Raw genomic sequence first — 12,252 nt, 5'->3', positions numbered from 1 at the left:
ACTTCAGCCGATAAGAACAGGCACATAACAATAACCAGTTTCCACACACTCAGACTGACGCTCACAAGGATGTAACTATGAACTTATCGATTAAAAACAAGCTGGTCCTGGCTATCGGGGTCATCATTCTGGTGATCACCGGGATACAGGTCTGGTACAACACCTCGCAACTGCGCAGCGAGACCCAGCGACTGGTCTGGAATATCATCGACGAAAGCTCCATGGCCAACGTCAAGGGGATCTCCCGCTGGGTTGACTCCCGTATCGCCATCGTCAGCACCACCAAGGAGGCTTTCACCAAAGAGGATGAACCCATCAGCCATCTGGCCCAATCCATGAATGCAGGTGGATTCGACCTGGTCTATGCCGGTACTGCCGATGGCAAGATGATCCAGAGCAAGCCCACCAACCTCCCTGCCGGTTATGACCCCCGTCAACGCCCCTGGTACAAGGATGCAATGGCAGCTGGCAAACTGGTCATCACTGCCCCTTATGCGGATATCTCTACCGGACAACTGATTGTCACCATTGCCGAGCCGTTCCAGCGCGGCAACACTCAGGGAGTCATCGCCGGTGACGTATCCATAAGCGCCCTCATCTCGGATATTCTGGCCGTCACCACCGAGGGCACCTACGCCATTTTGGTAGACAGTAATGGCACCATCATCGCCCACCCTGATGCCTCGTTGAGTCTCAAATCTGCCACCGCCCTGGCCCCTGAATTGACTGCTTCCTATATCAACCAGATCGCCCATGACGGCGCAATCAACGAGCTGGTAATCAGTGGCAAGAAAGAGGTATTTGACTTCAACGCAATCCCCAATACCAACTGGTATTACGGCATGATGGTGGATGAGGAGACCGCCTATCAGTCGGTGCGCAGCATGGTCACCTCCTCCCTCATCCAGGGGCTTATCACCATACTGATCGTGGCTGGCTTCTCCTATGTCGCCATCAATGGTTCGCTGGCCCCCCTGAAAACCCTGGGCGAAGCGATTGCCGATCTCTCACGCGGCAACGGTGATCTGACCCGCCGCATCAAGATAGAGCGGGAAGACGAGGTGGGCGCAGTTGCCAAGCACGTCAACACCTTCATCGACCGGATCCATGTGATGGTGCAGGATATCTCCAACTCCTCGACCCAGCTTAATCAGCAGGCCAAATCCTCCCACAGCATGGCGGAGAAGGCGAATCAGGGGCTGGCACGTCAGCAAAACGAAATCTCCCAGATCGCTACTGCAGTACACGAGATGTCGGCCACCGCGGTCGAGGTCGCCAGCAACGCCGAGCAGACCGCCGAAGCGGCCCGCAGCTCCTCCAGCAGTTGCGAGCATGGCAAGCAGGTGATCGCCCGCAACCAGCGCTCCATCACCGATCTGGCCACCCAGGTGGAACAGGCCTCCAACATCATTCAGGAACTGGAGAAAAACGCTCAGGAGATCAACACCATCCTCTCCACCATTCAGGGCATCGCCGAGCAGACCAACCTGCTGGCACTCAACGCCGCCATCGAAGCGGCACGTGCCGGTGAACAGGGCCGCGGCTTTGCGGTGGTAGCCGACGAGGTGCGCGTCCTGTCACAGCGTACCCACAGCTCCACCGTCGAGATCCGCAATATGATCGAAACCCTGCAACGCAATACCCAGGGAGCGGTCAGCACCATGCACGAAGGCCAGCTGCTGGCCCAGAACAGCGTGGATGACGCCAACAACGCCACCCACGCGCTGGAACAGATCACCACCTCGATCAACCAGATCTCCGACATGGCGACCCAGATCTCCAGCGCGGCTGAAGAGCAGCGGGCCGTCACCGACGAGGTAAGCCGCAACATTCAGGCGGTGAAAGATGTCTCGGACGAACTGGCAGTGGATGCAGACAGCTCACGCCATCTCTCTGAACAACTTAAAAATATTTCGGGTGAACTGAGCAATCAGGTCGGTATGTTCCGCATTTGAGGATGAGCAAAAGGGGCCGTACAGGCCCCTTTTATTTTTCTAAATAGCGCTTAATTTTCAGTGAGTAATCTCACATCACCCGCCAAATACCCCGCCTTGAAATCCTTGTGATTCGTCTGGAATTATCAGATCACCGCCGTGGTCACCGCCGCACTTCGGATTACCTATTTCTATCCGAATAGATAAATGCCAATAATTCTCATTAAAAAATTACAATAAAAAACTTAAAATTTTTTTCGCGAGTACCTAAAAAGAGAGGTGATTCGCATTTTATTGAAAGAAAACTACGTACAATCCAGAAGTTAAAGTACTCGTAGCTAGGTGTTCAACTGCTCAGTAACACCAAAAAATGACGATAATAACGACATTTTCATCCAGGGATTTGGGTGTTTTATAGAAAAATAACCAATAAAAAGGGAATAAAACCTAGCAGTTTGACTTGCATCAAGCCTGAATTTTTTTCATAGAGCAAAATCGTGCCCAGCAAATCTATCCCTAAGGAGGCAGATGTGGATATTATCAAGACCGATGTGGCCATCATCGGTGCTGGCGGTACCGGCTTACGCGCCGCTATCGCTATAGCCGAATCACAGCCAGACCTGGACATCGCCCTGATTTCCAAGGTTTACCCGATGCGCAGCCACACGGTTGCTGCCGAAGGCGGCGCCGCCGGTGTCGTCCGTGATGACGACTCCCTCGAAAACCACTTCAACGACACCGTCTCCGGTGGTGACTGGCTGTGCGAGCAGGACGTAGTGGAATACTTCGTCAACAACGCAACCAAAGAGATGATCCAGCTGGAGCACTGGGGTTGCCCCTGGAGCCGCAAGCCGGATGGCAAAGCCAACGTGCGTCCGTTTGGTGGCATGAAGGTTCCCCGTACCTGGTTCGCCGCAGACAAGTCCGGTTTCCATATTCTGCACACCCTGTTCCAGACCTCCGTCAAATACCCGAGCATCAAGCGCTTCGACGAGCATTTCTGTCTTGATCTGATCGTGGACGACGGCCGCGTTCAGGGCGTACTGACCTTCGACATCCAGAACGGTATCACCCGCTTCATCCAGGCCAAATCCGTGATCGTGGCAACCGGCGGTGCTGGCCGTGTCTATCGCTACAACACCAACGGTGGCATCGTCACCGGCGACGGCATGGCACTGGCCTACCGTCACGGCGTACCGCTGCGTGATATGGAGTTTGTCCAGTATCACCCGACCGGTCTGCCGGGCACCGGCATCCTGATGACCGAAGGTTGTCGTGGTGAGGGTGGCGTTCTGCTCAACAAGGATGGCTACCGCTACCTGCAAGACTACGGCTTGGGCCCGGAAACGCCGATCGGCCAGCCGAAGAGCAAATACATGGAACTGGGTCCGCGCGACCGCGTTTCCCAGGCATTCTGGCAAGAGCAGCAGAAAGGCCGCGTCATTCAGGGCCCGATGGGCGATGTGGTTCACCTCGACCTGCGTCACCTTGGCGAGAAGTACCTGAAAGAGCGTCTGCCGTTCATCTGCGAACTGGCCAAAGCCTACGTCAACGTGGATCCGGCCAAAGAGCCTATCCCGGTACGTCCGACCGCCCACTACACCATGGGTGGTATCGAGACTGACAACAAGTGTGCCACCCGTCTGCCCGGCCTCTACGCCGCGGGCGAATGTGCCTCCGTCGGTCTGCACGGTGCCAACCGTCTGGGTTCCAACTCCCTGTCCGAGATCGTGGTGTTCGGCAAGCTGGCTGGTGAACAGGCCGGTGAATTCGCCAAGACCCAGAAGCATGGCAACACCGAAGCGCTAGCCGCCAAGGCCGAGGCGCTCATCAAGCAGCACCTCTCCCTGATGGACATAGATGGTACCGAAAACCCGGCCGATATCCGCAACGAGCTGGGCATGTCCATGGAAGCCGGTGTCGGTATCTACCGTACCGAAGAGCTGATGCAGGGCACCATTGACAAGATCAACGAGCTGAAAGCCCGTTACAAGAAGGTCAAGATCAACGACAAGTCCTCTGTCTTCAACACCGATCTGCTGTACGCCATCGAACTGGGTTACATGCTGGACGTGGCTGAAGCCATGGCGCACTCCGCCATCAATCGTAAAGAGTCCCGCGGTTCCCACCAGCGTCTGGATGGTTACGAAGAGCGCGATGACGTGAACTTCCTCAAGCACACGCTCTCGTTCTACAAAAATGGCGAAACGCCCTCCATCGATTACTCCGATGTGAAGATCACTAAGTCCCAGCCGGCGAAACGCGTATACGGCTCCGAGGGTGAGAAACAAGACGAGGCTAAGAAGAATGGCTGAGATGATTGAAATTGAGATCCTGCGCTACCGTCCGGAACAGGATAACGAGCCCTGGATGCAAACCTTCCAGGTGCCATACCAGAGAGAGATGTCTCTGCTGGACGCCCTGCAGTACATCAAGGATCACCTGGACTCTACCCTGAGCTTCCGCTGGTCCTGCCGGATGGCGATCTGCGGCTCTTGCGGCATGATGGTCAACGGTGTGCCCAAGCTGGGTTGCAAGGCGTTCCTGCGCGACTATCTGCCGGGCAAGATGACCGTCGAGCCGCTCAACAACTTCCCGATCGAGCGCGATCTGGTGGTCGACATGTCCGACTTCATCGAGAAGCTGGAGAGCATCAAGCCGTACATCATCCCGAGCGAGCCGCGCAGCCTGTGTGATGGCGAGTACATCCAGACTCCGGCCCAGATGGCGCAGTATAAGCAGTTCTCCCAGTGCATCAACTGTGGTCTCTGCTACGCGGCCTGCCCGCAGTACGGCATCAACAAGAAGTTCACCGGTCCGGCGGCACTGGCTCTGGCCTATCGCTACAACGTCGACAACCGTGATGCCGGCGCCAAAGAGCGTATGCGCATCATCAGCCAGGACGAAGGCGTCTGGGGCTGTACCTTCGTGGGCTACTGCTCCGAAGTGTGCCCGAAAGGCGTCGATCCGGCGGCGGCCATCCAGCTTGGCAAGGTCGAAAGCGCCAAGGACTACATGATCGCCATGTTCAAGCCAGATTGAGAGCAGGATTGAGACCATGAACAACACTGATAGCAAACGTAAACCTTACGTCCGCGAAATGAAGAAAGACTGGTGGCTGAAGAACGCCTTCTACACCGGTTACATGATCCGTGAAGGCACCAGTATCTTCGTCTCCATCTACGCCGTTGTGCTGATGTGGGGCCTGATGCGCCTGGTTCAGGGTCAGGAAGCGTTCAACGGCTGGCTGGAATCCCTGCAAAGCCCGATCGCCATCCTGTTCCATGTCGTCGCTCTGGCGGCGTGCCTGTTCCATGCCAAAACCTGGTTCGCCCTGGCGCCGAAAGCCATGCGTATCTTCCGTGGTGAAGACTTGGTACCGGAGAAGCCGATCGTTCTCGCCCAGTATGTGGCGCTGGCGGTGGTGTCCCTGCTTGTCCTGATCATCGTGGCCTGAGGAGAAAACAATGAGACGTTCTGACGAACCAATTTACTGGGGTCTGTTTGGTGCGGGTGGCATGGTCGTTGCCATGCTGCTGCCGGTCATTGTCCTCATCACCGGTCTGCTGGTGCCCATGGGCATCATGGACGTGGAAACCATGAGCTATGACCGCGTGCACGCGTTCGCCAGCTCCTGGTGGGGTGCCTGCATCCTGCTGGTGATCATCGCCCTGCCAGTCTGGCACGGTATGCACCGTATCTACCACGGTCTGCACGATCTGGGGATCCACACCACCAAGCTGCACCACTATGTGTTCTATGGCTTTGCCTTCCTGGTATCTGCCATTACCGTCGGCCTGCTGATGGTACTGGTACTCCAGTAATCACATCTGACTGATTGACCAAACCGGGCCAAGTGCCCGGTTTTTTATTGCCCCGCTATCCCGCCTCTGCTTTTTACTCACTCAAATAATTCGATATAAACCAGATTATCGTCCAAGCATATGGCGATCACTGTCACATAACACCAATACATTCGTCATTTGTAGCAAACCATTTTGACCACCATCAATTTAGTGACATCCATATCAATTATAATTATTCAGATTAAATAATTATTCATATGGAGCTAGCTAATGACAGAAAAAACACGCTCGGTGAGCATAGGCAGTTACCTGGCACTGGCCTTCGCCGTGGTCTTCTTCTCCGGACTGTTGCAATCCGGCGAGTGGTACGGGGTATTCGATTTCACCACGCTGAACGGTTCGTTCGGCACCATGGTGCAGAGCGTCAGCGAGAATGGTGACGGCATCAAGACCGCCATGACCGACATGCGCGGCAAGGGGGGCAACGGCGCTCGCGATGGCTTTTTGTTTGCCCTGACCCTGATCCCCACCGTGATGTTTGCCCTCGGTATGATCAATGTGCTGGAACACTACGGCGCGCTGGAAGCGGCCCGCAAGTTGCTGACCCCGCTGCTGCGTCCGCTGATGGGGATCCCGGGCAATACAGGTCTGGCACTGATCGCCTCCCTGCAGAGTACCGATGCCGGCGCCGCCATGACCCGTCAGCTCAAGGATGAAGGACTCATCACCAAGCGTGAAACCGACGTGTTCACCATGTTCCAGTTCTCCGCTGGTGCCACCATCGTCAACTTCTTCTCCTCCGGCGCCGTGCTATTCACCCTGACGCTGGCGGATGGCAGCCCGGCGGTCAGCTCCTCCATCGGTCTGGCTGTCATCGTGATGTTCGCCTTCAAATTTGTCGGGGCCAACCTGTTCCGGGTCTACCTCAATATGAGCGAAGGCAAGCAGACCGATAACAACACCCAGCAGACCCTCAACACTCAGGAGCAAGCCAAATGAGCCAGGCCAACATCAAGAAACCCATCGTTACCGATATCTTCGTCGAAGGAGCCAAGAAGGGCTGGGTCATCGCCACCACCTCCACCGTACCCAACGTACTGATGGCCTTCGTCATCATCAAGGCGCTGCAGATCACCGGCGCGCTGGATGCCATGGGCGCCATCTTCTCCCCTGTCATGGCCATCTTCGGGTTGCCCGGTGAGGCGGCAGCCGTGCTGATCGGCGCCTGGATGTCGATGGGCGGCGCGGTCGGTGTGGTCATCACCCTGTTCGATCAGGGGATCCTCAACGGCACTCACATCGCCATTCTGGCGCCAGCCATCTACCTGATGGGCTCCCAGGTGCAGTACATGGGCCGCATCCTCGGCTGCATCGGCACCGAAGGGCGTTACATCCCCATCATGGTCGCCATCTCGGTACTCAACGCCTTCGGCGCCATGCTGGTGATGAACATCCTTCTCTGACCCGAACCTGATAGTGGAGCAAGCAATGACTTTTTCTCTGGATCAATACCTGACCGAACTGGCACCGCTGATCAATCTGGATTGCGGATCCCTGCACCAGCCGGGCATTGCGGCTGTGGCCGACCTGATGGCTGCCAAATATGAGGCCATGGGCGGCTGGCAGATCAAGCGGGTCGACTGTGGCGCCGCCGGGGTGGGGCTGGAGATCCGCAACCAGCCTGATGCGGCGCAGATCGATGTAATGCTGATCGGCCATATGGATACCGTCTTCCCCCTCGGCACCGCCGCCGCCCGCCCGATGGGCATTGATGGTGAGCGCGCTTACGGCCCCGGTGTCTCCGACATGAAATCCGGCCTGCTCAACATCGTCTATGCCCTGCGTGAACTGCCCCGCGAGGTGCGCGATCGCCTGAGCATCTGCGTCTGCATGAACCCGGATGAGGAGATCGGCTCCCTCCACTCCAGCGACTGGTTGGCTGCGGTGGCTAAACAGGCAAAACAGGTGCTGGTGGCCGAAGCTGCCCGCGCAGATGGCTCGCTGGTCAAAGCGCGCAAGGGGATGGCCCGTTATCGCATCGACTTCACCGGCAAGGCGGCTCACGCGGGCAACGAACCGCAGAAGGGGCGTAGCGCCATAACCGAGCTGGGCCACTGGATCCTGGCTATCAACGCCCTGACCAACTTCGAGAACGGCACCACCCTCAACATCGGCATTGTCGAGGGGGGCAACGGCGCCAACATAGTGCCGGCACATGCCAGCGCCGTGGTGGATGTCCGTTTCTGGGACAATCAGGAGTACCACCAGATCAACGATCATCTGCTGACCCTGGCCAAGCGTCCCCATCTGGATGGTGTCACCATCCAGCTGACCCGCGAGGCCCACAAACCGGCCATGGTGCCGTCAGAGGGCACTCAGGCACTGATGCTGCTGGTGGAAGAGTGTGGTGCCGAACTGGGACTGCCGATCAGCTGGCAGGAGGTGGGGGGCGGCTCCGATGCCAACCTGACCGCCGCCCTCGGCATTCCCACTCTGGATGGTCTGGGCCCCATCGGTGCCGGTTTCCACAGTGACGAGGAGTATCTGGATCTGGCCAGCATTGCCCCGCGCATCGAGCTGCTGGTGAAGGTACTGACCCGTCTGGCAGACTGACAAGCTCTCACGTAAAAAAGGGCCAGCCGGTTTGCACCGGCTGGCCCTCTGTTTATCTGCTCCCCCTAAATGACAGCAACCCTTCGCTATTACTCCATCGGTGGCAAGAAACGGCGCATCACCTCGTCGGCATGCCCCTCTTCCTGAAATGCCACCAGCGACTGATTGAGGATATTCACCAGCTGGTGGCCGCGGGAGGAACCCTTGCTCACCAGCAGATAGAACCCCTTGCGGCTGGGCAGGGCGAGATTGAGCAAACCGCTCTCGCTGCGGTAGATGCCAAGGCTAATGCCTGCCACCAGAGGTTCGATTTCGCTCGGCAGAAAGTCGCAACGATCCCGCTCCAGCATATCGAGCGCCTGCTGCAACTGTTTGACCCGGCGTGGCTCCTGCGCAAGCCCGTAGGGGGTGTAGTTGTAGCCAATCACCCCGCACACCCGGGAGCGATTGACCGTCTGCAGATCCGGCGGTTCGGGGTAGCGGCGCTTGAGATAGAAAAAACCGAGGTGGGTGTAGTAGAGGGGAACGCTGTAGAAGGCAAACTCGGCCCGCTCCGGCTTGTAGCTGGCATCCCAGGTCAGCTCGCACAGACCATTCTGGCGATAATCCGCCAGCTCCTGCTGCACCCGTGCCCAGGGCAGATAGCGGATCTGGTGCGAGAGCCCGCTCTGTTGCAGTGCATCGAGCACCAGCGTCGTCGCAGAACCGGTCAGGCGGCTGGTATCGGGCACCCCGTCCTTGCGCTCCCAGTAGGTAAAGGGGGCCCACTCGTTGCCCTCCCCCAGGCAAATCTTCACTGGCGGCTCTTGCCCCCATAACGCAGGGGACAAGATGGCCATCGCCAATCCCGCCCACCATGTTCCTGCTCGTTTCATCTCCCGCTCCCGAACTGTTTATCCCTCTTGCAGCTTAGCCCAGAAGGGATAGATCTCACTTTGCGGGGGCGCTTTCATGCCACAACGCCAGCAAATTGGCCGGAATGGCACCATAACGGAGCTGCGGTGTCTGGTGCCAGTCAGCCAGCTTTTGCAGGGCTTTCGCCAGATCCTGTGCAAGCTTGCGGGTCACTCTCACCCCGGCTTCCAGATAGAGGCTCTTGATCTCGAAGATCCCCTGCTGACGATGAGCCTTGGCATCCATTCTGCCCACCAGCTTGCCGCGATGGAGCAAGGGCAGCACGAAGTAGCCGTATTGGCGCTTGGGGGCAGGGGTGTAGCACTCGATGCGATAGTCGAAGTTGAACAGATCCTTGGCCCGTTTGCGATCCCACACCAGCGGATCGAACGGCGACAAGACGGTGGTATGGGTTGCCTTGAGACGGCCCTCCTTGGCTTGCACCAGCTCATCGGCCAGCGAGGCGTGCACAAAAGCGCCGTGCTGCCACCCCTCCACCCGTACCGGCAGCAGCTCACCCTCGTCCGCCAGCTGATGGAGCAGGGCGTCGTATTTGCCGCGCCGCAGCCGGTAGTAGTCCGCCACCCAGCCAGTTTTTACCAGCCCCAGCGCCCGGCAGCTGGCGCGCACCATATCCCGCTGCGCCTGCTCGACGCTTGGCAGGTCCCGCTGGTCGCTCCACTCTGGGATGACCCGTTCGGCCAGGTCATAGACCCGCTGAAAATTGCGCCGCTCCCGCACCATCAGCTGACCGCTGGTAAACAATACCTCCAGATGGCGCTTCTCCGGTTTCCAGTCCCACCAGCCATTCCCCTTGCCGGTTGTGCGTTCAAAGTCAGCCGCCCGCACCGGGCCATGGTGGTGAATGCACTCGATAAGCAGGCCAATCTCCTGCTGATGGGTGGCAAGCCAGTTGGCTGAAAACTTCCAGCCCATGGCGGTGGGGTCGAGCATTCGGTGGCGCAGCAGCCGGTAATCCTCGCGGGGCACAAAGCAGGCCTCGTGGGCCCAATATTCGAAGATCTCGCCGTCAGCCAACAGCTGCTCCAGCCAACGCGGTTCATACTGGCCAAGCCGGCTAAAGAGCACCAGATAGGGGCTGCGGGCCACCACCGAAATAGTATCGATCTGCAGCAGCGCCATGCGGCGGATGGTGGCCAGCAGATCGGCCGGGGTCGCCTTGCTGCGACGGGGGGCAAGCAGCCCCTGCGCCGCCAGTTGCAGATGACGGGCATCTTGCAGTGACAAATGGGTAATCGACATCAACAACCGCTCCCTGGTATCTGGCTATCGCGCGCCCGGCTGATAGCCAACAAAACAGGGGGAGGCACCACGCTGGCATGCCTCCCCACCTTTTTTTGCCTGCGCCGCTATGAGTGGGCCGGGGGCAAGACCAGCTGATTCACCACCAGCATGATCTCTTGATAAGTGGCCTCGACCGTCTCGGGGGTCGGCTCCAGAATAAGGTCATCGGCATAGCCGTTGATGAGCGAGGTGATCTGGCGCGCCAGTCGCCGGGCATCGCCCGCCACAAACTCGCCGCTGTCGATCCCCTTTTGCAGGATCTGCTCCAGCACCTCGCGCCACGCCAGAATGATTTTGCGGTAGCTCTCGGCAAACACAGGGTCGCGCAGTGACTCGTTCCAGGCATCCAGATAGATGGCCCAGGAGGCATCCTGACTGGTCGGCAGGTTGTCCCGCACAAAGAGCGGCAACGCTTCGCGGGCTGGCAGCGGCAACAGCCACTCCCGCTGCTCGGCGATCTCCTGATAGGTGAAACGCTCCACGGCGCAGAGGCAGAGCTCCTTCCAATCCTTGAAGTAGTGGTAGACGTGACTGCGCGCCAGACCGGTGCGCTCGGCAATATCACGGGTTGACGATGCCGCCATTCCCTTCTCTCGAAACAGGGCCAGTACGGCCTCGATGATCATCTCTTTGCGCTGTTCTGCTGATGGGCGTGCCATCTGACCTCCTGCGATATCAATCGATCTGCTTGACTTTGAGCAGTCGCTCAAACAAACTTTGAGCACTCGCTCAAACTTAGCGTTTCCGACATCTTAGGAGATAACCCATGACAACACCAACCACTTCGGCAGCCAGTTGCGACGAGCAGGCCACGCCGTTGCCACACTCGGCCGGTCGTTCGCTGGGGGCGATTGCGCGGGCCAATCCCCTCAAGCTGGCGGGCACCTTCTCGCTGGTGGCCCTCGAAAACATCCTGCTGGTGGTCTATCCCCTGTTCGCCGGCTTTGCCATCGACGCCATCGTCAAGGGCCAGTGGCTGCAGGCCTCGAGCTACGCCCTCATCGTGCTGCTGTTCTGGCTCATCGGCGCCCTGCGCCGGGCGGTCGATACCCGCACCTTCACCCATATCTACGCAGCGCTGGCGGTGCCGGTGATCCTGACACAACGCCAGCAGCAGGAGGGGCAATCCACCATAGTGGCGCGGGTCACCCTGGCGCGGGAGTTTGTCGACTTCTTCGAGAAACATATCCCGATCCTGGCCACCAGCCTGATCTCCATTGTCGGGGCGGCCGTGATGCTGATGGTGATCGAGTTCTGGGTCGGCATCGCCTGCATGGGGGTATTGCTGCTGTTCGGCCTGCTGCTGCCCGGCTTTTCGCGCAAGAACCAGCTGCTGCATGAGCGCCTCAACGATCGACTGGAACACGAGGTCAAGCTGGTCACCCATGCCCAGTCAGCCAACCTCGCCCGTCACTACCGCGCGCTGGCCTGGCTGCGCATCAGGATTTCGGATCGGGAGGCACTCGCTTTTCTGGCGGTCGGCATCAGCGCTTCCCTGCTGTTCCTGCTGGCCATCACCATGCTGATGGCCCAGCCCCAGGTCTCGGCAGGCCATGTCTATGCTGTGATGACCTACCTCTGGAACTTTGTCACCAGCCTGGATGAGGGGCCCGGTCTTGCCGATCAGCTGGCCCGGCTGAGAGACATAGGTCGCCGGGTCAATACCGCCCAACCCGATGAAATGATTTGACATTTTGTAT

At 58.4% G+C, this 12,252-nt stretch carries 12 protein-coding genes; 9 read left to right on the top strand and 3 right to left on the bottom strand.

Annotated elements, in window-relative coordinates:
* Positions 1-77 precede the first annotated feature (77 nt).
* From G5306_RS09555 to G5306_RS09520, 8 genes are all read left to right on the top strand, one after another.
* Complete coding sequence (locus G5306_RS09555) at positions 78-1,955, top strand: methyl-accepting chemotaxis protein (protein WP_257691287.1); 1,878 nt, start codon at positions 78-80, stop codon at positions 1,953-1,955.
* 509 nt (positions 1,956-2,464) lie between these two features.
* Entirely contained in the window at positions 2,465-4,249 is a 1,785-nt protein-coding gene (frdA, locus tag G5306_RS09550) for a fumarate reductase (quinol) flavoprotein subunit (RefSeq protein ID WP_047437968.1), read from the top strand.
* Positions 4,242-4,976, top strand: a complete 735-nt coding sequence (locus G5306_RS09545; RefSeq protein WP_005335057.1) for a succinate dehydrogenase/fumarate reductase iron-sulfur subunit — start codon at positions 4,242-4,244, stop codon at positions 4,974-4,976. Before frdA ends, G5306_RS09545 begins: the two co-directional genes overlap by 8 nt.
* Positions 4,977-4,992: 16 nt before the next feature.
* Positions 4,993-5,391, top strand: a complete 399-nt coding sequence (locus G5306_RS09540; RefSeq protein ID WP_005335058.1) for a hypothetical protein — start codon at positions 4,993-4,995, stop codon at positions 5,389-5,391.
* Positions 5,392-5,401: 10 nt separating this feature from the next.
* Entirely contained in the window at positions 5,402-5,758 is a 357-nt protein-coding gene (gene frdD / locus G5306_RS09535; protein ID WP_040066869.1) for a fumarate reductase subunit FrdD, read from the top strand.
* 252 nt (positions 5,759-6,010) lie between these two features.
* Positions 6,011-6,739, top strand: coding sequence for a nucleoside recognition domain-containing protein (locus tag G5306_RS09530; protein ID WP_320545889.1), 729 nt, complete (start codon positions 6,011-6,013; stop codon positions 6,737-6,739).
* Complete coding sequence (locus tag G5306_RS09525) at positions 6,736-7,203, top strand: YjiG family protein (RefSeq protein ID WP_005335063.1); 468 nt, start codon at positions 6,736-6,738, stop codon at positions 7,201-7,203. The genes G5306_RS09530 and G5306_RS09525 overlap by 4 nt, the downstream gene beginning before the upstream one ends.
* A 25-nt stretch (positions 7,204-7,228) precedes the next feature.
* Complete coding sequence (locus tag G5306_RS09520; RefSeq protein WP_421312784.1) at positions 7,229-8,353, top strand: M20 family metallopeptidase; 1,125 nt, start codon at positions 7,229-7,231, stop codon at positions 8,351-8,353.
* Positions 8,354-8,442: 89 nt separating this feature from the next.
* On the opposite strand, the gene G5306_RS09515 is transcribed toward G5306_RS09520, so the two are convergent.
* From G5306_RS09515 to G5306_RS09505, 3 genes are all read right to left on the bottom strand, one after another.
* Positions 8,443-9,192: an amino acid ABC transporter substrate-binding protein gene (locus G5306_RS09515; protein ID WP_167573476.1), complete on the bottom strand. Its 750-nt coding sequence runs from the start codon at positions 9,190-9,192 to the stop codon at positions 8,443-8,445.
* A gap of 91 nt (positions 9,193-9,283) precedes the next feature.
* On the bottom strand, positions 9,284-10,510 hold the full coding sequence (locus G5306_RS09510; protein WP_421221915.1) for a winged helix-turn-helix domain-containing protein: 1,227 nt from the start codon (positions 10,508-10,510) through the stop codon (positions 9,284-9,286).
* A gap of 107 nt (positions 10,511-10,617) precedes the next feature.
* On the bottom strand, positions 10,618-11,211 hold the full coding sequence (locus G5306_RS09505; protein ID WP_005335070.1) for a TetR/AcrR family transcriptional regulator: 594 nt from the start codon (positions 11,209-11,211) through the stop codon (positions 10,618-10,620).
* 107 nt (positions 11,212-11,318) lie between these two features.
* On the opposite strand from G5306_RS09505, the gene G5306_RS09500 reads away from it, so the two are divergent.
* A complete protein-coding gene (locus tag G5306_RS09500; RefSeq protein ID WP_421312783.1) occupies positions 11,319-12,242 on the top strand; it encodes an ABC transporter six-transmembrane domain-containing protein in 924 nt (307 codons plus the stop codon).
* Positions 12,243-12,252 lie beyond the last annotated feature (10 nt).

The sequence above is a fragment of the Aeromonas sp. 603404 genome, from assembly GCF_049171775.1.
GTDB lineage: Bacteria > Pseudomonadota > Gammaproteobacteria > Enterobacterales > Aeromonadaceae > Aeromonas > Aeromonas veronii_A.
Note: the sequence above shows the minus strand (reverse complement) of the source record. Positions and strands in the feature narration are given on the sequence as shown.

Bases quoted from the DNA above. Each gene is read 5' to 3' on its own strand.
- G5306_RS09555 (WP_257691287.1), top strand. From the start codon at position 78: ATGAACTTATCGATTAAAAACAAGCTGGTCCTGGCTATCGGGGTCATC.
- G5306_RS09545 (WP_005335057.1), top strand. From the start codon at position 4,242: ATGGCTGAGATGATTGAAATTGAGATCCTGCGCTACCGTCCGGAACAG.
- G5306_RS09540 (WP_005335058.1), top strand. From the start codon at position 4,993: ATGAACAACACTGATAGCAAACGTAAACCTTACGTCCGCGAAATGAAG.
- frdD (WP_040066869.1), top strand. From the start codon at position 5,402: ATGAGACGTTCTGACGAACCAATTTACTGGGGTCTGTTTGGTGCGGGT.
- G5306_RS09530 (WP_320545889.1), top strand. From the start codon at position 6,011: ATGACAGAAAAAACACGCTCGGTGAGCATAGGCAGTTACCTGGCACTG.
- G5306_RS09525 (WP_005335063.1), top strand. From the start codon at position 6,736: ATGAGCCAGGCCAACATCAAGAAACCCATCGTTACCGATATCTTCGTC.
- G5306_RS09520 (WP_421312784.1), top strand. From the start codon at position 7,229: ATGACTTTTTCTCTGGATCAATACCTGACCGAACTGGCACCGCTGATC.
- G5306_RS09515 (WP_167573476.1), bottom strand. From the start codon at position 9,192: ATGGCCATCTTGTCCCCTGCGTTATGGGGGCAAGAGCCGCCAGTGAAG.
- G5306_RS09510 (WP_421221915.1), bottom strand. From the start codon at position 10,510: ATGTCGATTACCCATTTGTCACTGCAAGATGCCCGTCATCTGCAACTG.
- G5306_RS09505 (WP_005335070.1), bottom strand. From the start codon at position 11,211: ATGGCACGCCCATCAGCAGAACAGCGCAAAGAGATGATCATCGAGGCC.
- G5306_RS09500 (WP_421312783.1), top strand. From the start codon at position 11,319: ATGACAACACCAACCACTTCGGCAGCCAGTTGCGACGAGCAGGCCACG.